Source organism: Acidovorax sp. JG5, from assembly GCF_017939685.1.
Classification (GTDB): domain Bacteria; phylum Pseudomonadota; class Gammaproteobacteria; order Burkholderiales; family Burkholderiaceae_C; genus Acidovorax.
In genome coordinates, this window is sequence record NZ_JAGKSE010000001.1 from 497,882 (window position 1) to 524,231 (window position 26,350).

At 65.0% G+C, this 26,350-nt stretch carries 28 protein-coding genes; 21 read left to right on the plus strand and 7 right to left on the minus strand.

Annotated elements, in window-relative coordinates:
• Positions 1-155: 155 nt before the first annotated feature.
• Positions 156-914, minus strand: a complete 759-nt coding sequence (locus J8G26_RS02275) for a TSUP family transporter (protein ID WP_210567766.1) — start codon at positions 912-914, stop codon at positions 156-158.
• 451 nt (positions 915-1,365) lie between these two features.
• Here J8G26_RS02275 and J8G26_RS02280 point away from each other — a divergent pair, with 451 nt between their 5' ends.
• Complete coding sequence (locus J8G26_RS02280; protein WP_349238292.1) at positions 1,366-2,652, plus strand: ammonium transporter; 1,287 nt, start codon at positions 1,366-1,368, stop codon at positions 2,650-2,652.
• Positions 2,653-2,664: 12 nt separating this feature from the next.
• Positions 2,665-3,000 carry a hypothetical protein gene (locus J8G26_RS02285; protein WP_210567768.1) on the plus strand — a complete coding sequence of 112 codons (336 nt, stop codon included), beginning with the start codon at positions 2,665-2,667 and terminating at the stop codon, positions 2,998-3,000.
• 93 nt (positions 3,001-3,093) lie between these two features.
• On the opposite strand, the gene J8G26_RS02290 is transcribed toward J8G26_RS02285, so the two are convergent.
• Entirely contained in the window at positions 3,094-4,773 is a 1,680-nt protein-coding gene (locus tag J8G26_RS02290) for a GMC family oxidoreductase N-terminal domain-containing protein (RefSeq protein ID WP_210567769.1), read from the minus strand.
• 273 nt (positions 4,774-5,046) lie between these two features.
• On the opposite strand from J8G26_RS02290, the gene J8G26_RS02295 reads away from it, so the two are divergent.
• The 7 genes from J8G26_RS02295 to J8G26_RS02325 all read left to right on the plus strand — a co-directional run bounded on the left by J8G26_RS02295 (position 5,047) and on the right by J8G26_RS02325 (position 11,189).
• The gene (locus J8G26_RS02295) at positions 5,047-6,168 is read left to right on the plus strand and encodes an ABC transporter permease (protein WP_210567809.1); all 1,122 of its coding nucleotides are present in this window, start codon (positions 5,047-5,049) and stop codon (positions 6,166-6,168) included.
• A gap of 142 nt (positions 6,169-6,310) precedes the next feature.
• Positions 6,311-7,150, plus strand: a complete 840-nt coding sequence (locus J8G26_RS02300) for an ATP-binding cassette domain-containing protein (protein ID WP_087743068.1) — start codon at positions 6,311-6,313, stop codon at positions 7,148-7,150.
• The gene (locus J8G26_RS02305) at positions 7,150-8,127 is read left to right on the plus strand and encodes an MlaD family protein (protein WP_210567770.1); all 978 of its coding nucleotides are present in this window, start codon (positions 7,150-7,152) and stop codon (positions 8,125-8,127) included. The genes J8G26_RS02300 and J8G26_RS02305 overlap by 1 nt, the downstream gene beginning before the upstream one ends.
• Before the next feature lie 11 nt (positions 8,128-8,138).
• Entirely contained in the window at positions 8,139-8,807 is a 669-nt protein-coding gene (locus tag J8G26_RS02310; protein ID WP_210567771.1) for an ABC-type transport auxiliary lipoprotein family protein, read from the plus strand.
• A gap of 256 nt (positions 8,808-9,063) precedes the next feature.
• On the plus strand, positions 9,064-9,282 hold the full coding sequence (locus J8G26_RS02315; protein WP_087743072.1) for a CsbD family protein: 219 nt from the start codon (positions 9,064-9,066) through the stop codon (positions 9,280-9,282).
• A gap of 114 nt (positions 9,283-9,396) precedes the next feature.
• Entirely contained in the window at positions 9,397-9,975 is a 579-nt protein-coding gene (locus tag J8G26_RS02320; protein ID WP_087743074.1) for a hypothetical protein, read from the plus strand.
• Between the two features lie 155 nt (positions 9,976-10,130).
• Positions 10,131-11,189, plus strand: a complete 1,059-nt coding sequence (locus J8G26_RS02325) for a sensor domain-containing diguanylate cyclase (RefSeq protein ID WP_210567772.1) — start codon at positions 10,131-10,133, stop codon at positions 11,187-11,189.
• Between the two features lie 238 nt (positions 11,190-11,427).
• Here the strand turns inward: J8G26_RS02325 and J8G26_RS02330 are convergent, their stop codons facing one another.
• Together J8G26_RS02330 and J8G26_RS02335 are read right to left on the minus strand one after the other, a co-directional pair.
• On the minus strand, positions 11,428-12,195 hold the full coding sequence (locus J8G26_RS02330; protein WP_210567773.1) for an alpha/beta hydrolase: 768 nt from the start codon (positions 12,193-12,195) through the stop codon (positions 11,428-11,430).
• An 8-nt stretch (positions 12,196-12,203) separates the two neighbouring features.
• The gene (locus J8G26_RS02335; protein ID WP_349238293.1) at positions 12,204-13,217 is read right to left on the minus strand and encodes a M14 family zinc carboxypeptidase; all 1,014 of its coding nucleotides are present in this window, start codon (positions 13,215-13,217) and stop codon (positions 12,204-12,206) included.
• 260 nt (positions 13,218-13,477) lie between these two features.
• On the opposite strand from J8G26_RS02335, the gene J8G26_RS02340 reads away from it, so the two are divergent.
• Together J8G26_RS02340 and J8G26_RS02345 are read left to right on the plus strand one after the other, a co-directional pair.
• A complete protein-coding gene (locus tag J8G26_RS02340) occupies positions 13,478-13,648 on the plus strand; it encodes a hypothetical protein (protein WP_210567774.1) in 171 nt (56 codons plus the stop codon).
• Positions 13,649-13,656: 8 nt separating this feature from the next.
• Positions 13,657-14,307 carry a hemolysin III family protein gene (locus J8G26_RS02345; RefSeq protein WP_210567775.1) on the plus strand — a complete coding sequence of 217 codons (651 nt, stop codon included), beginning with the start codon at positions 13,657-13,659 and terminating at the stop codon, positions 14,305-14,307.
• On the opposite strand, the gene J8G26_RS02350 is transcribed toward J8G26_RS02345, so the two are convergent.
• Positions 14,308-14,943, minus strand: a complete 636-nt coding sequence (locus tag J8G26_RS02350) for a MarC family protein (RefSeq protein WP_210567776.1) — start codon at positions 14,941-14,943, stop codon at positions 14,308-14,310.
• A gap of 203 nt (positions 14,944-15,146) precedes the next feature.
• Between J8G26_RS02350 and J8G26_RS02355 the strand changes: the two genes are divergently transcribed.
• Positions 15,147-15,836, plus strand: a complete 690-nt coding sequence (locus J8G26_RS02355) for a dienelactone hydrolase family protein (RefSeq protein WP_210567777.1) — start codon at positions 15,147-15,149, stop codon at positions 15,834-15,836.
• A gap of 69 nt (positions 15,837-15,905) precedes the next feature.
• On the opposite strand, the gene J8G26_RS02360 is transcribed toward J8G26_RS02355, so the two are convergent.
• Both J8G26_RS02360 and hemB read right to left on the minus strand, forming a co-directional pair.
• Positions 15,906-17,042, minus strand: a complete 1,137-nt coding sequence (locus J8G26_RS02360) for a magnesium transporter CorA family protein (RefSeq protein ID WP_087743087.1) — start codon at positions 17,040-17,042, stop codon at positions 15,906-15,908.
• Between the two features lie 61 nt (positions 17,043-17,103).
• Positions 17,104-18,111, minus strand: a complete 1,008-nt coding sequence (hemB, locus tag J8G26_RS02365; RefSeq protein WP_210567778.1) for a porphobilinogen synthase — start codon at positions 18,109-18,111, stop codon at positions 17,104-17,106.
• A 107-nt stretch (positions 18,112-18,218) separates the two neighbouring features.
• Between hemB and J8G26_RS02370 the strand changes: the two genes are divergently transcribed.
• The 9 genes from J8G26_RS02370 to J8G26_RS02410 form a co-directional block, all read left to right on the plus strand.
• Positions 18,219-18,656: a CopD family protein gene (locus J8G26_RS02370; protein ID WP_210567779.1), complete on the plus strand. Its 438-nt coding sequence runs from the start codon at positions 18,219-18,221 to the stop codon at positions 18,654-18,656.
• Positions 18,657-18,675: 19 nt separating this feature from the next.
• Positions 18,676-19,773, plus strand: a complete 1,098-nt coding sequence (locus J8G26_RS02375; RefSeq protein WP_210567780.1) for a VanZ family protein — start codon at positions 18,676-18,678, stop codon at positions 19,771-19,773.
• Between the two features lie 9 nt (positions 19,774-19,782).
• The gene (locus tag J8G26_RS02380) at positions 19,783-20,142 is read left to right on the plus strand and encodes an NAD(P)H-dependent oxidoreductase subunit E (protein WP_210567781.1); all 360 of its coding nucleotides are present in this window, start codon (positions 19,783-19,785) and stop codon (positions 20,140-20,142) included.
• Positions 20,143-20,226: 84 nt separating this feature from the next.
• Complete coding sequence (locus J8G26_RS02385; protein ID WP_210567782.1) at positions 20,227-20,868, plus strand: alpha/beta fold hydrolase; 642 nt, start codon at positions 20,227-20,229, stop codon at positions 20,866-20,868.
• A 112-nt stretch (positions 20,869-20,980) separates the two neighbouring features.
• On the plus strand, positions 20,981-22,150 hold the full coding sequence (locus tag J8G26_RS02390) for a D-alanyl-D-alanine carboxypeptidase family protein (protein WP_210567783.1): 1,170 nt from the start codon (positions 20,981-20,983) through the stop codon (positions 22,148-22,150).
• 234 nt (positions 22,151-22,384) lie between these two features.
• Complete coding sequence (gene rpsL / locus J8G26_RS02395; protein WP_024813771.1) at positions 22,385-22,762, plus strand: 30S ribosomal protein S12; 378 nt, start codon at positions 22,385-22,387, stop codon at positions 22,760-22,762.
• Positions 22,763-22,926: 164 nt separating this feature from the next.
• Positions 22,927-23,400 (plus strand): 30S ribosomal protein S7, encoded by a 474-nt coding sequence (rpsG, locus tag J8G26_RS02400; protein WP_005798541.1) that lies wholly within the window; start codon positions 22,927-22,929, stop codon positions 23,398-23,400.
• Between the two features lie 151 nt (positions 23,401-23,551).
• The gene (gene fusA / locus J8G26_RS02405; protein ID WP_087743102.1) at positions 23,552-25,654 is read left to right on the plus strand and encodes an elongation factor G; all 2,103 of its coding nucleotides are present in this window, start codon (positions 23,552-23,554) and stop codon (positions 25,652-25,654) included.
• Positions 25,655-25,928: 274 nt separating this feature from the next.
• A partial coding sequence (locus J8G26_RS02410) for a GTP-binding protein (RefSeq protein WP_210567784.1) occupies positions 25,929-26,350 on the plus strand: 422 nt, incomplete at its 3' end.

The following is a 26,350-nucleotide window of genomic DNA, read 5'->3' on the forward strand; positions in this document are numbered from 1 at the left end:
GATACAAAAAAATCCGGCTTGCGGGTCACGCAACCGGAGCCAGGAAAATGATAGCGCCCAAAGGTGGCGGGCGTCACAAAATTGTCGCAATGAATTATAGAGTGCGGCCCCTGCCGCCTGGACTGTTGTTTTCGCAGCGTGCGCAGGCGGGCGCTTCAGCGCAGAAAGGCGTCGTAGCCCGTCTTGAGGATCAAGGTGCCCACGACCACGATGAAGATGCCCCGCACAAAGCCTGTGCCGTGCTTGAGCGCCATGTGCGTGCCCAGCAGGCTGCCCACCACGTTGGCCACGGCGAGAGTGACCGCGTAGTGCCACCACACATGGCCCTTGGCGGCAAACAGTGCAATGGCGGCAATATTGGTGGCGCAGTTGAGCAGTTTGGCTGAGGCCGATGCATTGAGAAAGTCGTAGCCCAGCAACCGCACGAACAGGAAGACGAAGAAACTGCCGGTGCCGGGCCCGAAGAAACCGTCATAAAAACCGATGAGCACGCCGATCAGGCAGGCCGCCAGCACTTCGGTCCGGCCCGCATAGCGCGGTATGTGGTGCCGCCCCAGTTCCTTTTTGGCCAGGGTGTAGGCCAGCACGCACAGCAGCACGAGGGGCAGCAGCTTGCGCAGGAAGTCGGCCGACAAGACCGTGACCGTCCACGCACCTGCGAATGCGCCCATGAATCCAGCCGCGGCAGCGGGCAGCATGGCGGTCCAGCGGATCTGCACGCGCCGGCTGTACTGCCAGGTGGCCATGGCCGTTCCCCACACCGATGCCGCCTTGTTGGTGCCCAGCAGCGTGGCCGGTGGCGCGCCCGGAAAAGCCGCAAACAGCGCCGGCACCATCACCAGCCCCCCGCCGCCCACAATCGCATCCACAAAGCCTGCGAGCAGCGAGGCCAGGGTGATAAAAATCCATTCCATCGCCGTATTTTCGCACCTTGTTTGCTATCAATTTAGTGATTTCTGGCGCCATGGTGCGGATGGTTTTCGCTGAAAACAGGCAAGAAAAAGGCGCCGGGATCACCGGCGCCTGAAAAAAGAATACACCTCGTTGGGTGCTTGAAATTTGATTGTTGGTAGAGATGTCTCCTCGGGCCCCTCGCTTGGCACACCGAAGCGCGCTTTCGAGTGCCGCAACTTTAGCGGCTGCACTGCGGTGGTGCATTGGGAGTTTCCCGCACCCTTTTGCAGGCGTGCAGAGCGGCTTTTGCCCTGAATCGGGGGGCGTTGGCTGGCATGGCTTGTGCAATGCGCTTGTAACAATTTGCGAAAGGGAGCGCTTATGCGGTCATTTATGCACCGGTTCATTGCGGTTGTATCGTTGAGTCTGGGGCTGTGCGTCAGTGCAATGGCCCAGACAGCGCCGCCAGCCATGGCAAACGCAGCCACGGTGGCGCCAGCCGCTGCGGCGCCACTGACGCGCCCAACGCTGGTGGCGCAGGATACGGTGAGCGCGGCCGATACCGCCTGGATGATGACTTCCACCGCCCTGGTGCTGCTGATGACGCTGCCGGGCATCGCGCTCTTTTATGCCGGTATGGTGCGCAAGAAAAACGTGCTCAACACCATGGCCAGCGTGGTGGCCATTGCGGCACTGGTCAGCTTGTTGTGGTTTGCGGCGGGGTATTCGCTGGCGTTCACTCCAGGCAACGCCTGGCTGGGGGGGCTGGACCGCATGGGTTTCACGGGGCTCGATTTCCAGCTGGCAGAGGGCAAGCTGGCCGTGAGCCATGTGGCCCCGCGCATCCCCGAGTCGGTGTACGCCATGTTCCAGCTCACGTTTGCCGTCATCACGGCCGCGCTGCTGGTGGGCGCGTTGGTGGAGCGCATGCGGTTTTCCGCCATGCTGGCCTTTATCGGTCTATGGACCGTGGTGGTCTATGCCCCCGTGGCGCACTGGGTGTGGGAGCCCGGCGGCTGGCTGGCGCAGATGGGCGCGCTCGACTTTGCCGGCGGCTCGGTGGTGCACGTGAATGCGGGCGTGGCCGGACTGGTGTGTGCCTGGTTCCTCGGCCGCCGCACGGGGTACGGACGCGAGCCCTTCGAGCCCTACAACCTGGGGCTCACCATGGCAGGCGCCGGCATGCTGTGGGTGGGCTGGTTTGGCTTCAACGCTGGCTCGGCCGTGGCGGCGGATGGGCGCGCCGGGCTGGCGATGGCGGTCACGCACCTGGCAGCAGCAGCGGGTGCCTTGTCCTGGATGCTGGGCGAATGGGTGGTGCGGGGTCGCCCGTCTTTGCTGGGGCTGTGCTCTGGGCTGGTGGCGGGGTTGGTGGCCATCACCCCGGCCGCGGGTTTTGTCACGCTGCGCTCTGCGGTAGTGATTGGCCTGGTGGCCGGGCTGGCGTGTTACTGGGGGGCTACGGGGCTCAAGCGTCTACTGCGTGCCGACGATTCGCTGGACGTTTTCGGTGTGCATGGCATTGGGGGCATCGTGGGCTCGTTGCTCACGGGCGTGCTGGCCAGCAAAACGGTGGGGGGCGTGCAGGGCAGCCTGCTCACACAGGCCATTGGTGTGGGTGCGGTGATGGCCTACAGTCTGGTGGTGACGGCCGCGCTGCTGTGGCTTGTCAATTTTGCGATGGGTTTGCGTGTGGACGAGCAGAGCGAGCAGGCCGGGCTCGACATTGCCCAGCATCGCGAACGCCTGGGTGGCTGAAAGGACTGTGCCATGCCAGACACCGACAGACTTGCCATTGCCGCCCATCTGCATGTACTGCTGCGTCGCAAGACGGGGCGCGTGACCGACACCGAATGGATGGCGGTCAATGCCGACTATGCGCTGGAGATCGTGCGTTTTGCGCGCCAGCGTGCCCAGGAGGACAACCTGCCTGAACTGGCCGAGTGGGCCGACCGACTGGACCGCGCCGTCCATGCCGAACCGCCCGGCGCAGCACGCCGCCCGGTGTTGGATGTGGCCGCGCAGGCCGTGCGCCAGCGCATCGCGCCACCACCATCCACCGAGCCCCCGCCTGAGATGCCTCGCTACGTGGGCGGCATCCGCTAAAACCGGTTCCACCCAGCCACCCAGGGTTTTTGTGATGACTGTCCATGTGCCTGCGGCCGCCACCGCGTGGGCCGTGGGACCGGCTGCCTAGCGTCAGGAAGCTGCCTTGCGTGCCTGCAGAATCCATTCGGCCGCCTTCTCGGCCAGCATCAGCGTGGGCGAATTGGTGTTGCCGCTGGTGATGGTGGGCATGGCGCCCGCATCCACCACGCGCAGGCCATCAATGCCGCGCACACGCAGCTGCGAGTCGAGCACCGCCATCGGGTCATCGTCCCGCCCCATCTTGGTTGTGCCCACGGGGTGAAAGATGGTGGTGGCGATGTCGCCAGCCAGCCTTGCCAAGTCTTCGTCGCTCTCAAACTGTACGCCGGGCTTCCATTCTTCGGGCTGGTATTTGGCCAGTGCGGGCTGGGCCACGATGCGGCGCGTCACGCGCAGGCTGTCGGCGGCCACCTGGCGGTCTTCGGGCGTGCTCAGGTAGTTGGGCGCAATGGCGGGCGCGGCTTTGAAGTCGGCGCTCTTGATGTTGACCGTGCCCCGGCTGGTGGGGTTGAGGTTGCACACGCTCGCCGTGAAGGCTGGAAAGCTGTGCAGCGGCTCGCCGAAAGCGTCGAGTGACAGGGGCTGTACGTGGTACTCGATGTTGGGATACGGCTGGTCGGCGCTGCTGCGCGTGAAGGCGCCCAACTGCGACGGGGCCATGCTCATGGGGCCGCTGCGCTTGGTGGCGTATTCGAGCCCGATTTTGGCCTTGCCCCACAGCGTGTTGGCCATGGTGTTGAGCGTCTGCACGCCCTGCACCTTGAACACCGCACGGATCTGCAGGTGGTCCTGCAGGTTGGCGCCCACGCCCGGCAGGTCGTGCACCACATCAATGCCATGCTGGCGCAGCAGTGCTGCGGGTCCGATGCCCGACAGCTGCAGCAGCTGGGGCGAGTTGACGGCGCCAGCGCTCAGGATGACTTCTTCGGTGGCGCTGGCCGTGACCATCTCGTGCCCGTCCCACACCTGCACGCCGGTGCAGCGCTGGCTGCCGTCCGGCTGCGTCTCGATGATGAGCTGGGTCGCTTGCGCGGCGGTCCACATCTCGAAGTTGGAACGGCCGTAGCAGGTAGGGCGCAGGAAGGCCTTGGCCGTGTTCCAGCGCCAGCCATTTTTCTGATTGACCTCGAAGTAGCCCACGCCTTCGTTGCTGCCGCCGTTGAAATCATCGGTGGCCGGAATGCCTGCCTGCTGCGCAGCCTGGGCAAAGGCGTCGAGCACATCCCAGCGCAGGCGCTGCTTTTCCACGCGCCATTCGCCCGTGCCGCCGGTGCTCTTGTTGCCGTGCAGGCGCTTGAAATTTTCGTTCACGCCTCCGGGCTGATCGAGGCGCCAGTGGTCTTCGTGGCGCCGAAAGTAGGGCAGCGTGTTGTCCCAGCGCCAGCTGTCGTCGCCCGTCAGCTCGGCCCACTGGTCGTAGTCGCGCGCCTGGCCGCGCATGTAGATCATGCCGTTGATGCTGCTGCAGCCGCCCAGCGTCTTGCCGCGCGGGTAGCGCAGGGTGCGGCCGTTCAGGCCGGCGTCGGGCTCGGTATGGTAGAGCCAGTCGGTGCGCGGGTTGCCAATGCAGTACAGGTAGCCCACGGGGATATGGATCCAGTGGTAGTCGTCCTTGCGGCCCGCCTCGATGAGCAGCACGCGGTGGCGGCCATCGGCACTCAGGCGGTTGCAGAGCAGGGCGCCGGCGGTGCCGCCGCCGATGATGATGTAGTCAAACGTGGTGTCGCTCATGGATGGAATGCTGGCTGCGGTGGTGCGCGGGACAAGAACGTAGTTGGGCGCCATTGTGCGGCGGGCAATCCAGCTGTCGAGGGTAGAAACGCGAAGTGCTACGCTATTTGTAGCTAATGGCGCTTGTTGGGGTTGCGCTAGCGGCCAATTTGATAATAATTGCACGCACGGGGCTTGCGGCTGTGCTTGTGTGCTGCGCATTGTCCTGGCGCGTGCGGCCGATGCGGCGCACCTGATATTTCCCCAACCATGGCGGCTCACGCCGCCCCATCCATGAGCGAACTGTCGCCCCGCATCGTCCGTGCTGAATCACCCCAGGGGCCCCAGGCGCAACTGCTGGGGCGCTGGGGTGCGGCCGAGCTGGGCCAGCGCACGCACTGGCGCGCGCTGGCGGCCCAGTTGCGCGAGCATGCGGCGCCGGCGGGCGGCTGGGATCTGCGCAGCCTGCAATGGCTGGACCATGTGGGCGCGCAGGTGCTCTGGAAGCAATGGGGCCAGAAGTGGCCCGAACATGTGCAGCTCACCGACCCCCAGCGGGTCATGCTGGAGCGCGTGGCCAGCCTCACGGTGGTGCCGCCGCCGGCGGAACCCTGGCGCCTTTCTGGCCAGATGGATCACCTGGGCGTGCTGGTGCTGCACGGCCTGGACCACGCCCGGCACATGGTGCAACTGGTAGGGCAGCTGACGCTCGACCTCGTGCGGCTGGTGCGTGCCCCGCAGCGCGGGCCCTGGCGCGACGTGTCGGGCCATGTGTACCGCATGGGCACCACGGCGTTGCCCATCACGGCGCTGGTGGGTTTTCTGATCGGCGTGGTGCTGGCCTACCTGATGAGCCTGCAGCTGCGCCAGTTCGGGGCCGAGTCGTTCATCGTCAACATCCTGGGCATTTCGCTGATCCGCGAGTTGGGGCCCATGCTGGCGGCCATTTTGGTGGCGGGCCGGTCGGGCTCGGCCATCACGGCGCAGATTGGCGTGATGCGGGTTACCGAAGAGCTCGACGCCATGCGCGTGATGGGCATACCCCACGGCTTTCGCCTGGTGCTGCCGCGCACGCTGGCGCTGGCGCTGGCCATGCCCCTCATCAGCGTGTGGACCACGCTGGCGGCGCTGGCGGGCGGCATGCTGGCGGCCGATGTCGCCATGGGCATTTCGCCGGCCTACTTTGCCCAGGCGCTGCCTGCGGCGGTGAAGATCGGCAACCTCGGGCTGGCCATGGCCAAGTCGGTGGTGTTTGGCGCCCTGATTGCCCTGATCGGCTGCCACTGGGGCCTGCGCGTCAAGCCCAACACGCAGAGCCTGGGCGAGGGCACCACGGCCTCGGTGGTGACATCCATCACCATGGTCATCATCGTGGACGCGCTGTTTGCCGTGGCGTTCAAGAACATCGGAATATGAAGCCCCCCCTGTGTCGCTTCGCTCCTTCCCCCCAAGGGGGGACGCCACCCCTGGCCCGGCAAAGCCGGTTCCACGGTGGCACTGGCCTGGGCCGAGCCGGTTTTGGCGGTCGGGGTCCTGGTGTCGCCGAGAAGGCACGACCATGACAGAACGTATCGAGCCGCCCGAGCACATGGCCATGGCGCCGGGCGAGCCGCCCGTCGTGGACGTGCAAGGCCTGTGGACCACGTTCGGCAAGGGCGACGAAGCCTTTACCGTGCACCAGGACCTGCAGTTGTCGGTGCAACGTGGCGAGATCCTGGCGTTGGTGGGCGGCTCGGGCACCGGCAAGACCGTGCTGCTGCGCCAGATGCTGGGCCTGGCCAGACCGACGCGCGGGAGCGTCACGGTGCTGGGCCAGCCGGCCTCGGAAATGGGGCGCGAAGGCGCTGCCAGCCGGGTGGGCATGCTGTTTCAGCAAGGGGCCCTGTATTCGGCGTTCAACGTGCTCGACAACGTGGCGTTTGCGCTGCGCGAGCAAGGCACCTTGCCCGCCGATGTGGTGCGCGATGCGGCGCTGGTCAAGCTGCAGATGGCGGGCCTCAAGCCCGAGCACGCCACCCGCATGCCTGCCGACCTTTCGGGCGGCATGATCAAGCGCGTGGCGCTGGCGCGGGCGCTCATCATGGACCCGCCGCTGCTGCTGCTTGACGAGCCCACGGCGGGGCTGGACCCGAGCAGCTCCGACGACTTCGTGGCCCTGCTGCGCGAATTGCACCAGGCCCTGGGCCTGACGGTGGTGATGGTCACGCACGACCTCGACACCCTCTTTGCCCTCAGCACCCGCGTGGCCGTGCTGGCGGACAAGAAAGTCCTGGTGACCGGAGCGCCGCGTGACGTTGCGCGCTACCCTCATCCGTTCATTGAACACTTTTTTCTGGGTGAACGCGGCCAGCGCGCCATGGCGCCGACGCACACCGTGGTCACTGCCAAGGAACCCTGATGGAAAACAAATCCCATGCTTTCGCCGCCGGCATCTTCGTGCTGGTGGTGGCCGCCATGCTGGCGGGCCTGGCCATGTGGCTCACCCGCGACAACACCAGCTACCAGCAATACGAAATGACCAGCAAGGACGGCGTCACCGGCCTGCAACCCCAGGCCGCCGTGCGCTATAAGGGCGTGGCCGTGGGCAAGGTGACGCGCATCGGCTTTGACCCCCAGGTCCCGGGCAATGTGCTGATCCGCATCGCCGTCAATGACCAGGCCCCCATCACCCCCAGCACCTTCGCCGTGCTGGGCTACCAGGGCGTCACCGGCCTGGCCCATGTGCAGCTGGACGATGAGGGCGAGGCGCAGGCGGTGCAGCCCCCCGGCCCCAGCGGTCTGCCCCGGCTGCCGTTGCGCAGCTCGCCCCTGTCGCGCCTGGCAGAGCAGGGCCCCGCCATCCTGGGCCAGGTCCAGGAAGCCACGCAACGCATCAACCAGCTGCTGGGCGACGACAACCAGCAGCGGGTCAGCAAGGTGCTCGACAACATGGGGCAGGCGGCCAGCAGCGTGGCGGCCCTGAGTCAGCGGCTGGACACCACCGTGACAGAGCGCCTGGACCCCGCCCTGGCTGCCCTGCCGCCCCTGGCGGGCGATGCACGCCAGACCTTGCAGGCCTTGCAGCAGGCCGGCGCCCAGGTGTCCACGCTGGCCAGCGACATCGGCCAGACCACCCGGCGCCTGAGCGCCGAAGGCGGCGCCCTGGACCAGATCACCCAGGGCACCCAGGCCCTGGCGCGCGCCGCCGACCAGTTCGGCAACAGCACCCTGCCGCGCGTCAACCGTGCCGCCGACGATGCCTCGCGTGCCGCGCGCCAGTTCGGGCGCACGGCCGGTGGAATCAACGAAAACCCGCAGCTTTTCATTTATGGCCCCGGCCGGGTCAACGCCGGTCCGGGTGAGCCCGGGTTTGAGGCACCCAAGGTTCAACCCTGATGCAATTCGCCATGAAAACTATCAAAATCATAGCTGTAAGCGCTTATGGGATAAGCGCTGGAGCCATATTTGTTGCTGCATTCCTGGCGGGATGCTCGGCCTTGCCTGCGCCGCCCTCGCGCCCCGTGCACTACGACTTTGGCCCGGGCGCCATGGCGCCGGTGCCCGCCGACCGGCGCGCACCGCTGCCGCCTCTGGCGCTGGCCGATGTCGAGGCCCCGGGTTTGGCCGAAGGTAGCACCGCCGTGCTCTACCGCCTGGCCTACGCCGAGGCCCGCCAGTTGCGCCCCTACACCCAGGCCCGCTGGAGCCAGCCACCTGCGCAGCTGGTGCAGCAACACCTGCGCGACCAGCTGGGCCAGCGCCGCGCCGTGCTGACGGCCGAAAGCGGTGCAGCCCAGGCCCGCGCCAGCGGCAAGCTGCCCGTCGTGTTGCGTGTGGAGCTGGAGGAGTTCAGCCAGGTCTTCACCAGCGCCACCGAAAGCGCCGGCCTGGTGCGCCTGCGTGCCACGCTGGCAGAGCCCGCGCAGGCCGGTGAAACGTTGCTGGGCCAGCGGGTTTTCATCGTGCAGCGCCCGGCAGCCAGCGCCGATGCCGCCGGCGGCACCCGGGCATTGGCCGAAGCCACCGACCAGGTGGCGCACGAGCTGACGCAATGGCTTGAGCAACTGGGGCGCTGAGCAGCGCCTGCCATCGCGCCGCCTGCCGTGATGGGGGCCGGGCGCCGCAACGCCGCCAGCCGGTGGCTTAGAACGTGAACACGTTCTTATTCAGGGTGTTTGTCTGTCAGGCCCGTAGGCCTGGGCTGACGCGTGGTCCCCGGCATGGACTACGCGGCGCGGCGCCTGTCGTTTCTACAGTGGACTCCATCGCATCACGCACATGTTCCACGCATTCCGGGTGGATGGCTGAGGCGAATTTTCGAGGAAGCACACCATGAACGAAGACACCATCCAAGGCAACTGGAAGCAATTCAAGGGCAAGTTGGTCGAGCAATGGGGCAAGCTGACCGATGACGATTTTGATGTGATCGCCGGCCGGCGCGACCAGTTTCTGGGCAAGCTCCAGGAACGCCATGGCATCGCCCGCGACGCGGCTGAAAAGCAGCTCAAGGAATGGCAGGACCGCCACCCTGATTTCCGCTTCAAGGATTGACGCCTTGAACCACTGGGCCAACGGCCTGAGAACGCCGTTGGCCTGCTTGCAGACGCTGCTGCGCCTGCGCCCCTTTCCCCTGATTTTTCCCCGATTTCCACCGAGGAACACGCCATGAAAATTGCACGCACACTGATTGCCACCGTTACCGCCGCCCTGTTGGCCACCAGCGCTTTCGCACTGACCCAGCCAGAGTACAAGGCGGCGAAAGACACCATCTCGGCTGAATACAAGGCGAGCAAGGACAAATGCAATGCCCTGACCGGCAACGCCAAGGACATTTGCGTCAAGGAAGCCAAGGGCCATGAAGATGTCGCCAAGGCCGAACTGGAAGCCCAATACAAACCCAGCCCGAAAGCCGACTACAAGGCCCGCGTGGCCCGGGCGGATGCCGACTACGCAGTCGCCAAGGAAAAATGCGATGACCTCAGCGGTAACGCCAAGGACGTCTGCGTGAAAGACGCCAAGGCAGCCCATGTGACGGCCAAGGAAAACGCCAAGGTCGCCGAAGTGAAGGCCAAACCCGCCGACACGCCCGCCGCCAAGGGCGCTGCCGTTGCCGAGGCGCGCAAAGACGCTGCTGCGGAAAAGAACGAGGCCAACTACAAGGCCGCCAAGGAACGCTGCGACACCATGCAGGGCGACGTCAAGTCCAAGTGCGTGGACGACGCCAAGCGCATGTACGGCCAATAAACGGCCAGCCGCGCATCTGTGCAGCGCTGGCGGATTTGCCGCCCCCCGAAGCCCCGCCACGGCCCGTGGTTGTGCGTAACCGGGGGTGCGCCGGGCATGGTTGTGTGGCAAGCTCTGCGCCCCCTACAACTTCTGGCGCAACGGGCCCACGACCCATGGATGACACTGCCGCCTGCGCGCTGCCAGGTGATCTGACCGGTGATGAAAGTGCGCGCTTGCAGGCGCTGCGTCACTACGGCATTCTGGATACGCCCCTGGAGCTGGCCTTCGACGATCTGGCCCGGTTGGCCCGCCATATTTGCGCTGCACCCATCGCGCTCATCAGTTTGGTGGACCGCGATCGCCAGTGGTTCAAGGCCGAAATCGGCCTGGGACGGCGCGAAACCCCGATCGACCAGTCCGTCTGCCGGTTCGCCATCCAGGCTCAAGGCGTGTTCGTCGTGCCCGACCTGTTGCAGGATGCGCGCTTTGCCTCTAATCCGCTGGTAACGCGGCCCCAGGGCGTGCGGTTTTATGCGGGGGCGCCGCTGGTCACCCCGGACGGCATTGCGCTGGGCACCGTGTGTGTGCTGGACTATCAGCCGCGCGAGTTGGGCCTGCCCCAGCAGGAAATGCTCGACGTGCTGGCGCGCCAGGTGATGCGCCTGCTGGAGCTCAAGCTCGCCAACGACCGCCAGGGCCAGATGGTGCGAGAGCTCGACGAGGCACGCCAGCGCATGGCCACGCTGGCCCATACCGATGTTCTGACGGGGCTGGCCAACCGCCGCTCGTTCACCGAGCGCCTGCGCCAGCAGCAGGCCCTGCTGCAGCGCGGGGGCGCCGTCGCGTGCCTGCTGATGATGGACATCGACTGGTTCAAACAGGTCAACGACCGCTATGGCCACCATGTCGGCGACGAGGCCCTGCGGCTGTTCGCCGCGACCTGCCGCGATGTGTTCCGGGCCTCCGATGTGGTCAGCCGCTGGGGCGGGGAAGAGTTTCTGGCCTTGCTGCCCGCCACCAGCGTGGCAGAAGGCCGGGTGGTGGCGCAGCGGCTGCACGCCGCGCTGGCCGCCGCCGCCGTGCCCGGCGTGGTGCCGCCACTGCACCTTTCGGCCAGCGTGGGGCTGGCCCATTTCGACCCCGCGCGCCCGCTCGACCTCACTCTGCGCGCCCTGGATGCGGCGCTGTACACCGCCAAGAATCAGGGGCGCAACTGCACGGTGACGGTCTGAGAGGCTGAGAGTCTTTCATCCATGCCCGCCTTGCACGCCAAAACACACCGGCTCGTCGTTGCAAATACTCGCCATAGCCGAGCTATGGCTGTGTTTTGCGCCTAGACCCGGCGCGTTTTGACGCGCCTTTCGGGCACGGCCGAAAAACGCTCAGCCTCTGAGGCGATTTGCCGTCTGAATTTGCTATTTTAATAATAGCTAATAGCGCTTTATGAGATTGGGCTACAAGCCGTTTTTACTAAATTTTTGACGGATCAGCCCGCAGCAGCCATTGCTGCACCTGCTCCAGCACCCACAGGGGCGCATCCAGTGGCAGATCGTGCCCGGCATGCGGGTGCAGGGCCAGGGCGCAATGCCAGCTTTTGGCAATGGCCTGCGAGCAACGGCTGTCTACCAGGCGGTCGTTCTGGCTGGCCAACAGCAGGATGGGGGGGCTGGGCGCCACGGTGGGCGCCCGGTAGCGGGCTGCGGCCACCAATTGGCGCAGGGCGTTGATGGCGGACACCGGGCGGCGGGCGCGGGCGGCCACCCAATCGCCAATGACTGCGTGGCGCGGGTCGGGCGCATTGCTCGTCAGCCGCCATACCGTGCGTTCGATGGCTTCGGGCGACCGGTGCAGCAGCGCCAGGCCCAGCAATGCCGCGTAGTTGCGGGGTCGCAGCCGGTGAAAAAAGGGGCTGAACGGGCGCAAGCTGGTGTTCACCAGCACGCAGCCCGCGATGTCCGCCGGTGCCGTGCGGGCCCACTCGGTGGCCACCATGGCGCCCAGCGACATGGCGAACAGTCGAAACGGTGGGCGCACGCCCTGCCTTGCCAGTTCGGTGCGGCAGGCCGCCACCATGCCTTGCACGGTGGGCGGGCTGGGCCGGGCATGGAGCTGGCCGTTGCCCGGCAAGTCGAGTGCCACGACCTGGGCATCGGGCCATGCGCTCTGGAAATCGTTAGCAAAGCGGCCCCAGTGGGCGGTTTCGCGGGTGAGGCCGCGCAACAGAATCCAGGTGTCCATGGCGCGGCTCAATACCACTCGGCCAGTGCATTGGCGCGGTGTTGTTCGTAGTGTTCCTTGCCGGGAACCCACCGCTGGTGGCTGCAGGCCGCGCGCGACAAAAAGTCGAGCAGCGACAGATGCCGGCGCAGCACCCGTTGCTGGCGGTGGTCGATCAGGGGGTTGAAGATGCCCATGCGCGAAAACAGCTGGCGCGGATTCTTCTTGATCCAGATCCACGAGCCCATCTCCAGCGTCAGCGGCAGAAAGATGCGCTCGGCCTGCTCGCAGGACTGCAGGTACAGGTAATCCCACAGGTCGCCGTGGGCCAGGTACTGGGTGCTTTGGGGTTCGATGATGTACGGGTGGTGGCTGTGCGCCTGCAGGAAGATGTTCTTGAGCGCATGCAGCTCGTTGATATGTTCGATGGGTTTGCGGGTGTGGGCAAACGGAAACCACAGGCGGTCGCGCACCCCGAAGCCTGAATGGCAGTCCAGCGCAATGCTGAAGGGCCGGGGTAGCAGCTCGGTGCGCACTACCTCGCACAGGGCCTGGCTCTCGATTTCCATCGGCTCGCCAAAGGGACCGCGGTACCAGGGCAGGCCCGCGCTCAGCCGCTGGCCACCCATCAGGAACGGCACGCGGTCCAGGGCCTCCACCGGCGCATTGCGCATCAGGTCCACCCCGTTCGGATTGGCGCGCGTGGCCGCCCACATGCCGCCGGGGTTGACGATGGGCATGAACACCAGGCGCACATGCTCGAGCTGCTGGTGCAGCGTGGTGTCCCAGCGCAGCCGCATGACAATGTTCTGCAGATAGGAAATCACCACCTCGGCGCCAATTCGCTCCAGGCCATGCACACCGCCAAAAAAGCCGACCGCAGGGATGTGGGGGGCTGGGTTGCCAATGCCGATCGAATAGATGGGAAAGCGCAGGTCCGACGCCACGCCGACCTCGCGCACCACGCGGACCTGCAGGTCCGAGCCGCCCAGTTCCATGATCTTTTCCAGGGCCAGCAGCTCGGGCAGAACGTTGTGGGGCACGGTGGTGGGGTGGTGTTGTGGGGGGGTGACGCCGCAGCATACCGCCCACCCGGCCTGCCGTGTCAACCGAACGGGCGGGTGTGGCAAAAGCGATGACAGACGCCAAACTGTCACACAGCGCAGTTAACTTGCGACAGCCAACAACATTCTCCAAAGGCTTCGCATGCTGTGGAAACTGCTCGGATTGCAGAGACTCTTCGACGAACTGTTCGACGAAACCTGGCGTTGGCTCGATTTGCCGGGCAACGACTGTTTTTCCTATGAAGAATTCACAACCCCAGCGCCCGCGCAGGATTGACCTGTTGCGGCGGCTGATGCTGTGCGGCCTGGTCGGTTGCGGCATGGCGTGGGGCATGGTGGAGTTCTTTGCCCTGCAGCGGGCGCGCTACCACGCCTGGCGCGACCGCCAGCAGACCGCACTTCGGCATTAGAGGGTGCGATGAACAGGCTCGCCCATCCTGGCCAGGCCGGGCGCCCGCAAAGTCGGGGCGAGGAAATCGCCAACGCTGTGAGCCACGCAGCGGCCCTGATCGCCGCCATCGGGGCCGGTCCCTGGCTGATTTCCTGGGGGCGCAGCCGGGGTGTCGAGGGCTTTGCCGGTGTCTGCGTTTTTGTGGCCACGATGGTGTGGCTGTACCTGGCGTCCACCGTGTACCACGCCTTGCCGGAAGGCCGCGCCAAGCAGATTTTTTTGAAGCTGGACCACGGCGCGGTGTATCTGTTCATTGCGGGCAGTTACACGGCCTTTGCGGCGGGGCACCTCGGGGATCCATGGGGCGGCGCCGTCCTGGCGCTGGTGTGGCTGGTGGCCGCTGCAGGCATGGCGCTCAAGGCCATGGGGCGCCTGGCATCACCCTGGCTGTCCACGGGCGGGTATCTGGCCATGGGCTGGCTGGTGTTGCTGGCGGCGGTGCCCATTTTGGAGCGCGCATCACCGGCGGGCGCGCAGTGGCTTGTGGCCGGGGGCTGCGCCTACACCGTCGGTGTCGTCTTTTTTGTGCTGGACGCGCGCATCCGCTATGCCCATGCGGTCTGGCATGGCTTCGTGGCGGCGGGCACGGCGTGCCACACCTGGGCGGTGCTCGGTTAGCTACCTCGCCACGAGAATGGGGAACAGCTTACCCAGGCCGTCGGCCATCACCTCCACGGCCAGTGCCGCCAGAATCAAACCCATCAGCCGCGTCATCACGTTGATGCCTGTCTTGCCCAGCACACGCGCGATCGGATCGGCGAGCGAAAAGCACAGGGCCGTGGCCAGCCCGATCACCACGCCGTAGCCCACCAGCGCCGCGTGCTGCCAGAAGGTTTGGGCACGGTCGGCGTAGATCACCACGGTGGACATGCTGGCAGGCCCGGTGAGCAGGGGAATGGTGAGGGGCACCACGGCAATGCTGCTGCCCGCGGCGGCCTTCTCGGCGCCTTCCTCGAGCTCGTGCGTGTGGGTCTTGGCCTCGGCCGGCTGCGCGTTGAGCATGTTCATGGCGCTGATCAGCAGCAGCATGCCGCCGCCCACCTGAAAGCTCTGCAGCGAGATGTTGAAGAACTCCAGGATCTGCAGGCCCAGCAGGGCGCAGGCGGCAATCACGCAAAACGAGGCCAGGGCCGCCGTGCGGATGGTGCGGCGGCGCTGCTCGTTGGAAAACCCCTGCGTGTAGTGGATGAAAAACGGCACGATGGCCAGCGGGTTCACGATGGCCAGCAAGGTGATGAGGGGTTTCAGATCCATCGGCGGTTTCCTGACATGCGCAAAGCGGGGCGGGGCGGTGGTGGTGCGGACGCTGCCGGTCAGGCGCAGCACTTTGTCCAAAACCGGTCTCCTGCAAGAATGGGGTGCATTACAGCATCCCGGCACGGAGCCGGAATGCGTCGCCGGGTGGCGGTGGTGCCTTTGCGCCACAGCCCTTTTTTCTTCCCTTAAGGAGCAATTGCATGGGCCAGTTTGTCAATCTGACGTCGCAAGACGGTTTTGTGGTGCCCGCCTGGGTGGCGCAGCCCGATGGGCCGCCGCGCGGCGCCGTGGTGGTGCTGCAGGAGATTTTCGGGGTCAATTCGCACATCCGTGCCGTGGCCGACCGCTTTGCGGCGCGCGGCTATCTGGCAGTGGCCCCCGCCACCTTTGCGCGCGTGCAGCCCGGTGTGGACCTGGGCTACAGCGAGGCCGACATGGGCGTGGGCTTCGGCTTCAAGACGGCGGTAGATGCACTGCCCGGCGACGGTGTCATGCCCGACATCCAGGCCGCCATCGACTATGCCGCCCAGCATGGTGGCGGCAAGGTGGGCATTGTCGGCTTTTGCTGGGGGGGGCTGCTCACATGGCGCGCGGCCTGCAGCCTCAAGGGTTTGTCGGCGGCGGTGTGCTACTACGGCGGCGGCATGACCACGGCAGACGAGGTGGCGCGCCAGCCCCAGGTGCCGGTGCTGGCGCATTTTGGCCAGCGCGACCACTGGATTTCGGTGGACAGCGTGCAGGCCTTTGCGCGCGCGCACCCCGAGGTGCAGGTGCATGTGTACGACGCCGACCATGGTTTCAACTGCGACCAGCGCGGCTCGTATGACGAAGCCTCGGCCCTGGTCGCGCGCGACCGCACCCTGGCCTTCTTTGCCAAGCATGTAGGGTAGGCTGTCGTTGGCGGGACGGGTCCGCCGGCAAGGGCCCGGTCTCGCATCCGCGCTGCGGTCTGCGAATGCTCACTGCCCGCCGGTGCGCGCCAGGTAGCGCTTGCGCCAGAACAGCGCCACCAGGCCCATGGCAATCGTGATCATGGAGCCCAGTGCCCACCAGAATCCGTCCTGCTTGTGGATGAGCGGCAAGAACTCGAAGTTCATGCCAAAAATGCCCGCAATCAGGTTCAGCGGCAAAAATACCGCGGTCAGCGCGGTGAGCGTGCGCATGATGTCGTTGGTGCGGTTGCTCTGCACTGAAAAGTGCATCTGCACGGCGGTTTCGGTGCTTTGCTCAAGGCGGCGCACATGGTGCACCACACGCTCGATGTGTTCGAGCACGTCGCGGCTGCGCACCTTGAGCAGGTCCAGGTCGCGCTGGCCGGCACTGCTTTCGGGCGTGGCCCAGGTTTCCAGCTCGTCGATCCAGTTTTGCATGGCGCTGCGCTGGTCTTCGCAGATGTCGTCCAGCTGGTGCAGCGACAGGCGCGCTTCGAGCAGCGAGCTCCAGTTCACATAGCGCGCCCGGGGCTTGAGCAGCTCGGTCTGCCAGTGATCGAGCTGGCGCGTGAGTTCGCGGCGCAGGTCCAGGTAGCCGTCCACCATCAGGTTGACCAGGCGCAGCATCAGGTCGGCCGTGCTGGACGGATGGCGCACACCGGCTGCCAAGGTGGCTCGGCCTTCGCGTATATCCAGGGGGGCGGTGGCGAGCAGGCGCGCGGCGTAAGCATCGCGCACCGCGCAGTCGGTGGGGTGCACGGTGAGCAGCAGCTGGTCAAACATCGCAAAGCCCACGGGGCTGGTGTCGATGCGCCGCAGCACCGGCGGACCCTTGCGCTTGAGTGGCAGGGCGGTAGCGTTTGCCGCCGCACCGTTCGCATCCGGCGTGTCGCCATTGATCGAGGCAAGCCGGCGAAACACCAGCAGGTCGTACTGCGAGGTGTAGTCGTAGTGCGATGGCAGCTGCGCGTTCAGCAGGTCGGCCACATGCAGGTCCACCAGCTGCAGCCCCACGAGCGCCTGCAGTCGGCTCTGGATTTCGCCCAGCCGCGCCTGGAAGGTCGGGCGTGAGCAGGCGACCCAGATAAAGCCCTGCGCGGGCATGTGTTCGGGCAGGTCGGCCAGCTCCAGTACGCCGTCGTTGTGGAGGTGAAAAATGCGCATGGCGTTCTGAATTCTTGGTCAAAATGGCTTCCAGCGCTTTATAGACAAGCGCTTGAAGCTATTATTTCAGGAGCAAGCGCGCAGCGTCGCGGGCAAAGTAGGTCAGCACGCCGTCGGCGCCTGCGCGCTTGAAGGCCAGCAGGCTTTCCATCATCACGGCGTCGTGGTCGAGCCAGCCGTTGGCGGCGGCGGCCTTGAGCATGGCGTATTCGCCGCTGACCTGGTAGGCAAACGTGGGCACGCGGAACTCGTCCTTCACGCGGCGCACGATGTCCAGGTACGGCATGCCGGGCTTGACCATCACCATGTCGGCGCCCTCGGCGATGTCCAGCGCCACTTCGCGCAGGGCCTCGTCGCTGTTGCCGGGGTCCATCTGATAGACGAACTTGTTGCTCTTGCCCAGGGCGCCGCGCGTGCCCACGGCGTCGCGAAACGGCCCGTAGAAGGCGCTGGCGTATTTGGCGCTGTAGGCCATGATGCGCGTGTGGATGTGGCCCTGCACCTCCAGCGCCTCGCGGATGGCGCCGATGCGCCCGTCCATCATGTCGCTGGGCGCGACGATGTCCACGCCCGCTTCGGCATGGGTGAGCGCCTGGCCGGTCAGAATCTCGACCGTTTCGTCATTGATGATGTAGCCCGTCTCGTCGAGCACGCCATCCTGGCCGTGGCTGGTGTAGGGGTCGAGCGCCACGTCGGTCATCACGCCCAGGTCGGGAAACTCTTTTTTCAAGGCGCGCACCACGCGCGGGATCAGGCCGTCGGGGTTCAGCGCTTCCTTGCCATCGGGCGTCTTGAGCGCCGGGTCAATGGCCGGGAACAGCGCCAGCACGGGAATGCCCAGCTTCACGCAATCCTCGGCCACGGGCAGCAGCAGATCGAGGCTGAGCCGGTCCACGCCGGGCATGGAGGCCACGGCCTCGCGCTGGTTCTGGCCCTCGTGTACGAACACGGGGTAGATCAGGTCGTGGGGCGTGACGGCATGCTCGCGCACCAGGTTGCGGGTAAAGCTGTCACGGCGCAGGCGGCGTGGGCGGCTTTGCGGAAATGGGGTGGGGCTGGAGAGGTGCATGGGGGAATTATGAAGCGCCTGTCTCGCTTTGCGCCTTCTTCTTAATGGGCGGACCTGCCGGGCTTGTGCCGACGGCTGCGGTGCGCGATGGCCCTTAAACTGCAGGCATGCTCTGGATCAAAGCCTTTCACATCGTTTTCGTGGCCAGCTGGTTTGCGGGCCTTTTCTATCTGCCGCGCATCTTCGTCAACCTGGCGATGGTGGCGCCCGGCTCGGTGGCCGAGCGCGAGCGCCTGGTGCTGATGGCGCGCAAGCTGCTGCGCTTCACCACGATGCTGGCGGTGCCCGCCGTGGCGCTGGGTTTGTGGCTGTGGCTGGGCTATGGCATTGGCCGCGGCCCGGCGTCAGAGGGCAACGGCTGGATGCACGCCAAGCTGGCCGTGGTGGTGCTGGTGATCGGCTACCACCATGCCTGCGCGGTGCTGCTGCGCAAGCTCATTGCCAACAGCAGCCGCAAGAGCCATGTCTGGTTCCGCTGGTTCAATGAAGTGCCCGTGGTGCTACTGCTGATTGCCGTGGTGCTGGTGGTGGTCAAGCCGTTCTGACGCCCAGGAGCCCGCGCCCTTGCACAAGACTTCTGCCTGGCCGCTGGCGCTGATTCATGCAGCGCTGATTGTCTTTGCCAGCCTGTTCCCGTTTGACGGCTGGCGCGACCAGGGCATCGACCCCTGGGTTTTTCTGTCGGCCCCGCTGCCACCGCCCTACTGGACGGGGTTTGATGTCGCCATCAACATGGCCGGTTACGCCCCGCTGGGTTTCTTGCTGGTGCTGGCGCTGCTGCGCTCGGGCAGCGAGCGTGGGGCGGTGGTGCTGGCCACGCTGGCGGGCACGCTGCTGTCGCTGCTGATGGAATACCTGCAGATCTACCTGCCCCGGCGTGTGCCGTCCAACCTGGACCTGCTGCTCAACGCGGCGGGAGCGCTGGTGGGGGCGTGCACGGCGGCGCTGCTGGAGCGCTGGGGTGCCATCGACCGCTGGAGCGATGTTCGCGCCCGCTGGTTCGTGCGCGATGCGCGCGGCGCGCTGGTGCTGCTGGCGTTGTGGCCCGCGGCGCTGCTGTTTCCGGCGGCGGTGCCGTTTGGCCTGGGCCAGGTGCTGGAGCGGCTGGAGCAGGGCCTCGAAGAACTGCTGGCCGACACGCCTTTTCTCGATTGGCTGCCCGTGCGCGATGTGCCGCTGGAGCCCTTGTCCCCGGGCGGCGAGTTGCTGTGCGTGACCCTGGGGCTGCTGATTCCCTGTCTGCTGGGCTATTGCGTCATTCGCCACATGGGGCGCCGCGCCGTGTTCGCCATGGGCGTGGCAGCGGTGGGCGTCGGCGTGACGGCCCTGTCGGCGGCACTGAGCTGGGGGCCGTCGCATGCCTGGAGCTGGCTGGAGCTGCCCACACGCGTGGGGGTGTGGGCGGCGCTGGGGCTGGCGGCACTGGCGCTGGCTTTACCCCGGCGCGCCAGCGCGGCGGTGTTGCTGCTGGCACTGGCCTGGCACCTGGGGCTGCTGAATCAGGCGCCCGCCAGTGCCTACTTTGCCCAGACGCTACAAATATGGGAGCAAGGGCGCTTCGTCCGTTTTTTCGGCCTGGGCCAGTGGCTGGGCTGGCTGTGGCCTTATGCCGCACTGGCATATGTGCTCTTTCGGGTGTCGCGCCGGGAGCCGCAAAACTAGAATGGCCCCATGAGCGACACCCCCTCCACCCTCCCCGCAGCGCCCGGCTATTTCGCCCGCCACATCTTTTTTTGCCTGAACGACCGCGCCAACGGCGAAAACAGCTGTGCCCACCACGGCGCCCAGGAGGCCTTTGACCGGTGCAAGGCGCAGGTCAAGGCGGCTGGGTTGGCGGGCCCCGGCAAGGTGCGGGTGAACAAGGCCGGCTGCCTGGACCGCTGTGCCGCCGGCCCCGTGGCCGTGGTGTACCCCGAGGGCACCTGGTATTCCTATGTGGACGCCAGCGATGTGGATGAAATCGTCGAGTCGCACCTCAAAAACGGCCAGATCGTCGAGCGACTGGTCACGCCAGCGGAACTTGGGCGCTGAACGCCGCTCTACGGTTCTTTGAATGATTTTGGCAGCTAGCGCTTATCTGGTAAGCGCTAGTAGCTATTGAATGAGTAGCAACCCGTGAATGCACAAACCGAACGCCTGGCGCTGACCGGCGCCGCCGGTGCCATCGAGGCGGCGCGCGATGCGGCGTCCCTGCCCGATGGCGCGGCCCCCCGTGGCGTGGCCATCATTGCCCACCCCCATCCACTGTTTGGCGGCACCATGGACAACAAGGTGGTGCAGACCCTGGCGCGCGCCTTTACCCAATGCGGCTGGACCACGGTGCGCTTCAACTTTCGCGGCGTGGGCGCCAGCGCTGGCGTGCACGACGAGGGGCGTGGCGAGTTGCAGGACCTGCTGGCCGTGGTGCAGCAGGTGGCGCCCCAGGGGCCGATTGCGCTGGCCGGCTTCTCGTTTGGCGCCTTTGTCACCAGCCACGCCCTGGCCGCCCTGTGGGCTGAGCGCGAGGTGGTGCAGGCGGTGCTGGTCGGCACCGCAGCAAGCCGCTTCACGGTGGCCCCCGTGCCGCCCGAGGCCCACCTGCGCACCCTGGTGCTGCATGGCGAGCAGGACGACACCGTGCCGCTGTCGGCCGTGCTCGACTGGGCGCGGCCCCAGATACTGCCTGTCACAGTCGTCCCCGGTGGCGGCCATTTCTTTCACGGACAATTGACGTTGCTGAAAAATCTGGTGGTGCGCCACCTCCAGTCCGTGCCGTGAGGCCCGGTCATGGCTGCGGCTGCGGTGCGTGCGCACCCATGGCTCTCCTTCCTGGCCTCACCGGTTTGTTTTTTTCCATCCCCGGGCCTTGCGCCCCATTTATTCCTGCCCCATGAAACGAATCTTGCCCGCGCTGCGATCCCTGGCCCTTTTTGCGGCGGTCGCGCCCGCTGCTTTCTTTGTCCACGCCCAGGCGCCCCAGCCCCCCGAGATCGCCGCACGCACCTACATGCTGGTCGATGTGACGGCCAACCAGGTGCTGGCGGCGAAAGACATCGATGCGCCGGTCGAGCAGGCCTCGCTCACCAAGCTCATGACGGGCTATCTGGTGTTCGATGCGCTGCGCGCCAAAAAAATCACGCTGGAGCAGAAGCTGCCCGTGAGCGTGCGCGCCTGGAAGATGCCCGGCTCGCGCATGTTCATCGACCCCAAGATGCAGGTGCCGGTGGATGACCTGCTCAAAGGCATGATCGTGCAGTCGGGCAACGACGCCACCATGGCACTGGCCGAGGGCGTGGGCGGCACGGCCGAGAATTTCGTCAAGCTCATGAACGACCAGGCAAAGGCCCTGGGCATGAAGGGCACGGCCTACAAAAATCCAGAGGGGCTGACGGAACCCGGCCACACCACCACGGCGCGCGACTTGGCCACCCTGGCCACCCGGCTGATGAAAGACTTCCCGGAGTACATGCACTATTACGCCACCAAGCAGTACAGCTACCCGGGCACGCCTGCCTCGAACGGCAACAACCGCAACGCGCTGCTGTTCCGTGACCCCACCGTGGACGGACTCAAGACCGGCCACACCGCCGCCGCCGGTTACTGCCTGGTGGCCACATCCAAGCGTGACTTTCCCGGCGTGGGCCAGCGCCGCCTGCTGTCCATCGTGCTCGGCACCGCCAGCGAGAACGCCCGCGCCAACGAAAGCCAGAAGCTGCTGAACTGGGGCTACACCGCCTTTGATGCCGTCAAACTGTTCGATGCAGGCCAGCCCGTGGCCACGCCCGCAGTGTGGAAGGGTAAGGAAAGCACCATCCGCATTGGCCGCGACCAGGCCGTCGTGGTGGCTGTGCCTTCGGGCAGCGCCGGCAAGGTCACCACGCAGATCGTGCGCCAGGACCCGCTGGTGGCGCCCTTCACCAAGGGCCAGGCGATTGGCTCGCTCAAGGTCGTGCTGGGGGATCAGCCGCTGGTCGAAGTGCCGCTGGTGGCGCTGGACGGTGTCGAGCAAGCCGGCATCATGGGCCGCGCCTGGGATGCGATCCGGCTCTGGATCAAATAACTGGGTTGCGCTGCAGCATGTCAAAAAAGATAGCTGTCAGCGCTTTGCCCAAAAGCGCAAAACCCCGATTTGACCGTAATTCGTGCCCATCAAGCAGGCGCCAGAACGTCGGGGGTAAGCGGGGCAGGGCTTGCCCATTGCGGGCTGCCCTGCTACATTAGAAGGCTTTTCGGAATTTCCGAAGGGATTCACGTTTTCGCTTTCACGAAGCATTTCACGTTTAGGGACGTATTCATGCCAACCATTAACCAGCTCGTGCGTCAGGGGCGTCAGGTCGAAACGACCAACTCCAAGAGCCCCGCGATGCAAAACTCTCCACAGCGCCGTGGCGTGTGCACCCGTGTGTACACCACGACGCCAAAGAAGCCTAACTCCGCTCTGCGGAAGGTCGCCAAGGTTCGCCTGACCAATGGCTTCGAAGTCATTTCCTACATCGGCGGCGAAGGCCACAACCTGCAGGAACACAGCGTCGTGCTGGTTCGCGGCGGTCGTGTCAAGGACTTGCCCGGTGTGCGTTACCACATCGTGCGCGGTTCGCTCGACTTGCAAGGCGTGAAAGACCGCAAGCAGTCGCGCTCCAAGTACGGTGCCAAGAAGCCAAAGGCCAAATAAGCCTGCGGTTGATCGAGATACAAGGTGCTGTTTCCCGCGTGGCGCGGTGATGCAGCGTAGTGACCCCAAGCGCAAATGTCTGCGTGGGTCGAGTAAGTGGGAGTCCAGAATGGCTCTCGCGGTGTCTGAAAAGATGCCAACTGAAGCAAGAATGAGGTGAAAAAATGCCACGTCGTCGCGAAGTCCCCAAACGTGAAATCCTGCCGGATCCCAAGTTCGGCAATGTAGAGCTGTCCAAATTCATGAACGTGATCATGGAAGGCGGCAAAAAAGCGGTTGCAGAGCGCATCATTTACGGTGCCCTGGAACTGATCGAGAAGAAGCACCCCGATAAAGACCCGCTGGAAGCTTTCACCGTTGCCATCAACAACGTCAAGCCCATGGTCGAAGTGAAGTCCCGCCGCGTCGGCGGTGCCAACTACCAGGTGCCAGTGGAAGTGCGTCCTGTCCGTCGCCTGGCCCTGTCCATGCGCTGGATCAAGGAAGCCGCCCGCAAGCGTGGCGAAAAGTCGATGGCCCAGCGTCTGGCCAACGAACTGCTCGAAGCCACTGAAGGCCGTGGCGGCGCCATGAAGAAGCGTGACGAAGTGCACCGCATGGCCGAAGCCAACAAGGCGTTCAGCCACTTCCGCTTCTAAACCGACGGATCGCTCTCGTCGTCTATCGCAAGGCTGCCGGCATTTTTGCCTGCAGCCTTGTGGCGATTGAGGCGGTCACAAAATTGACGGGTTGCAGCGCCAGAATGCTGGGCCCGCCCCCTGAATAACACGACCCATCCAAGGACCCACCATGGCTCGCAAGACCCCCATTGAGCGCTACCGCAACATCGGTATCTCGGCCCACATTGACGCTGGCAAGACCACCACCACCGAACGTATCCTGTTCTACACCGGCGTGACCCACAAGCTGGGCGAAGTGCATGACGGCGCAGCCACCACGGACTGGATGGAGCAAGAGCAAGAGCGCGGCATCACCATCACCTCGGCTGCCGTGACCTGCTTCTGGAAGGGCATGGACCTGTCCTACCCCGAGCACCGCTTCAACATCATCGACACCCCCGGCCACGTGGACTTCACGATTGAAGTCGAGCGTTCCATGCGCGTGCTCGACGGCGCCTGCATGGTGTATTGCGCCGTGGGTGGCGTGCAGCCCCAGTCGGAAACCGTCTGGCGCCAGGCCAACAAGTACAAGGTGCCTCGCCTGGCTTTCGTGAACAAGATGGACCGTACCGGTGCCAACTTCTTCAAGGTCTATGACCAGATGAAGCTGCGCCTGAAGGCCAACCCCGTGCCCGTGGTGATCCCGATCGGTGCCGAAGACAAGTTCCAGGGCGTGGTCGATCTGCTGAAGATGAAGGCCATCATCTGGGACGAAGCTTCGCAAGGCATGAAGTTCGAGTACCAGGAGATCCCTGCTGACCTGGTGGAATCCGCCAATGAATGGCGCGAAAAGATGGTGGAAGCTGCGGCTGAAGCCTCTGAAGAGCTGATGAACAAGTACCTGGAAGAAGGTAGCTTGAGCGAAGAAGAAATCAAGGCGGGCTTGCGCCAGCGCACCATCGCGACCGAAATTCACCCGATGCTGTGCGGCACGGCGTTCAAGAACAAGGGCGTGCAGCGCATGCTGGACGCCGTGATCGACTACCTGCCAGCACCGACGGACATTCCGGACGTGACGGGTACCGATGAAGACGAGCAGCCTGTCAGCCGCAAGGCCGATGACGGCGAGAAGTTCTCGGCACTGGCCTTCAAGCTGATGACCGACCCGTTCGTTGGTCAGCTGACCTTCGTGCGCGTTTATTCGGGCGTGCTGACCAAGGGCGACACCGTCTTCAACTCGGTCAAGGGCAAGAAAGAGCGTATCGGCCGTATCGTGCAGATGATGGCGAACGACCGCGTCGAAGTGGATGAAATCCGCGCCGGCGACATCGCTGCCTGCGTGGGCCTGAAGGACGTGACCACCGGCGAAACGCTGAGCGACATCGACTCGCCGATCATTCTGGAGCGCATGGTGTTCCCCGAGCCCGTGATCACGCAGGCTGTCGAACCCAAGACCAAGGCCGACCAGGAAAAGATGGGCATCGCGCTGCAGCGTCTGGCTGCCGAAGATCCATCGTTCCGCGTCAAGACCGACGAAGAGTCGGGCCAGACGCTGATCGCCGGCATGGGCGAGCTGCACCTGGAAATCATTGTTGACCGCATGAAGCGTGAATTCGGTGTGGAAGCCAACGTGGGCAAGCCCCAGGTGGCCTACCGCGAAACCATCCGTAAGACGGTGGAAGAGGCCGAAGGCAAGTTCGTGCGCCAGTCCGGTGGTAAGGGCCAGTACGGTCACGTTGTGCTCAAGATCGAACCCAACGAAGCCGGCAAGGGCATCGAGTTCGTCGACGCCATCAAGGGCGGTGTGGTTCCTCGCGAATTCATCCCGGCCGTGGAAAAGGGTATCAACGAAGCCGTCACGCAAGGCGTGCTGGCCGGCTACCCCGTGGTGGACGTCAAGGTCACGCTGCACTTCGGTTCGTACCACGATGTGGACTCGAACGAACTGGCGTTCAAGATGGCTGCCATCTTCGGCTTCAAGGAAGGCTGCCGCAAGGCCAACCCGGTCATCCTGGAACCCATGATGGCCGTGGAAGTGGAAACGCCTGAAGACTACGCCGGCAACGTGATGGGCGACCTGTCCAGCCGTCGCGGCATGGTGCAGGGCATGGAAGACATTCCTGGCGGCGGCAAGGCCATCAAGGCCGAAGTGCCTCTGTCGGAAATGTTCGGCTACTCGACCACGCTGCGTTCCGCAACGCAAGGTCGCGCCACGTACTCGATGGAATTCAAGCACTACAGCGAAGCACCTCGCAACGTGTCGGAAGCCATCATGGCTGCACGGGCAAAATAAGTCCTAGGGGACAGACCAGCTTTGCTGCTCTGTCCCCTCTGACCAGGTCTTGGGGTCAACCAGCTTCGCTGATCTGTTCCCTCTGACTAGGTTGAATTTGATTAAAAAAGGCCTCTAGCCCTTATCCAGAAAGCGCTAGAAGCTATTGATTGAATAGCAAATTGTTTTTGCAATCTGCGATCCGGTGCCGCCCCGTTGCCTGTGCAGGGCGAATCAGCAATCGGATGCAGACGTTAAACCACTACACAGGCATCGCTCTTTTGGAGAACTGAAAATGGCAAAAGGTAAGTTTGAACGCACCAAGCCCCACGTCAACGTGGGCACCATCGGTCACGTGGACCACGGCAAGACCACACTGACGGCGGCCATCGCCACGGTGCTGTCGGCCAAGTTTGGCGGCGAAGCCAAGGCCTACGACCAGATCGATGCAGCGCCTGAAGAAAAGGCCCGCGGCATCACCATCAACACCGCCCACGTGGAATACGAAACGGCCAACCGCCACTACGCCCACGTGGACTGCCCCGGCCACGCCGACTATGTGAAGAACATGATCACCGGTGCCGCCCAGATGGACGGCGCCATCCTGGTATGCTCGGCCGCTGACGGCCCCATGCCCCAGACCCGTGAACACATCCTGCTGGCCCGCCAGGTGGGCGTGCCTTACATCATCGTGTTCCTGAACAAGTGCGACATGGT

Bases quoted from the DNA above. Each gene is read 5' to 3' on its own strand.
- J8G26_RS02275 (WP_210567766.1), bottom strand. From the start codon at position 914: ATGGAATGGATTTTTATCACCCTGGCCTCGCTGCTCGCAGGCTTTGTG.
- J8G26_RS02280 (WP_349238292.1), top strand. From the start codon at position 1,366: ATGGCAAACGCAGCCACGGTGGCGCCAGCCGCTGCGGCGCCACTGACG.
- J8G26_RS02285 (WP_210567768.1), top strand. From the start codon at position 2,665: ATGCCAGACACCGACAGACTTGCCATTGCCGCCCATCTGCATGTACTG.
- J8G26_RS02290 (WP_210567769.1), bottom strand. From the start codon at position 4,773: ATGAGCGACACCACGTTTGACTACATCATCATCGGCGGCGGCACCGCC.
- J8G26_RS02295 (WP_210567809.1), top strand. From the start codon at position 5,047: ATGAGCGAACTGTCGCCCCGCATCGTCCGTGCTGAATCACCCCAGGGG.
- J8G26_RS02300 (WP_087743068.1), top strand. From the start codon at position 6,311: ATGACAGAACGTATCGAGCCGCCCGAGCACATGGCCATGGCGCCGGGC.
- J8G26_RS02305 (WP_210567770.1), top strand. From the start codon at position 7,150: ATGGAAAACAAATCCCATGCTTTCGCCGCCGGCATCTTCGTGCTGGTG.
- J8G26_RS02310 (WP_210567771.1), top strand. From the start codon at position 8,139: ATGAAAACTATCAAAATCATAGCTGTAAGCGCTTATGGGATAAGCGCT.
- J8G26_RS02315 (WP_087743072.1), top strand. From the start codon at position 9,064: ATGAACGAAGACACCATCCAAGGCAACTGGAAGCAATTCAAGGGCAAG.
- J8G26_RS02320 (WP_087743074.1), top strand. From the start codon at position 9,397: ATGAAAATTGCACGCACACTGATTGCCACCGTTACCGCCGCCCTGTTG.
- J8G26_RS02325 (WP_210567772.1), top strand. From the start codon at position 10,131: ATGGATGACACTGCCGCCTGCGCGCTGCCAGGTGATCTGACCGGTGAT.
- J8G26_RS02330 (WP_210567773.1), bottom strand. From the start codon at position 12,195: ATGGACACCTGGATTCTGTTGCGCGGCCTCACCCGCGAAACCGCCCAC.
- J8G26_RS02340 (WP_210567774.1), top strand. From the start codon at position 13,478: ATGAAGAATTCACAACCCCAGCGCCCGCGCAGGATTGACCTGTTGCGG.
- J8G26_RS02345 (WP_210567775.1), top strand. From the start codon at position 13,657: ATGAACAGGCTCGCCCATCCTGGCCAGGCCGGGCGCCCGCAAAGTCGG.
- J8G26_RS02350 (WP_210567776.1), bottom strand. From the start codon at position 14,943: ATGGATCTGAAACCCCTCATCACCTTGCTGGCCATCGTGAACCCGCTG.
- J8G26_RS02355 (WP_210567777.1), top strand. From the start codon at position 15,147: ATGGGCCAGTTTGTCAATCTGACGTCGCAAGACGGTTTTGTGGTGCCC.
- J8G26_RS02360 (WP_087743087.1), bottom strand. From the start codon at position 17,042: ATGCGCATTTTTCACCTCCACAACGACGGCGTACTGGAGCTGGCCGAC.
- hemB (WP_210567778.1), bottom strand. From the start codon at position 18,111: ATGCACCTCTCCAGCCCCACCCCATTTCCGCAAAGCCGCCCACGCCGC.
- J8G26_RS02370 (WP_210567779.1), top strand. From the start codon at position 18,219: ATGCTCTGGATCAAAGCCTTTCACATCGTTTTCGTGGCCAGCTGGTTT.
- J8G26_RS02380 (WP_210567781.1), top strand. From the start codon at position 19,783: ATGAGCGACACCCCCTCCACCCTCCCCGCAGCGCCCGGCTATTTCGCC.
- J8G26_RS02390 (WP_210567783.1), top strand. From the start codon at position 20,981: ATGAAACGAATCTTGCCCGCGCTGCGATCCCTGGCCCTTTTTGCGGCG.
- rpsL (WP_024813771.1), top strand. From the start codon at position 22,385: ATGCCAACCATTAACCAGCTCGTGCGTCAGGGGCGTCAGGTCGAAACG.
- rpsG (WP_005798541.1), top strand. From the start codon at position 22,927: ATGCCACGTCGTCGCGAAGTCCCCAAACGTGAAATCCTGCCGGATCCC.
- fusA (WP_087743102.1), top strand. From the start codon at position 23,552: ATGGCTCGCAAGACCCCCATTGAGCGCTACCGCAACATCGGTATCTCG.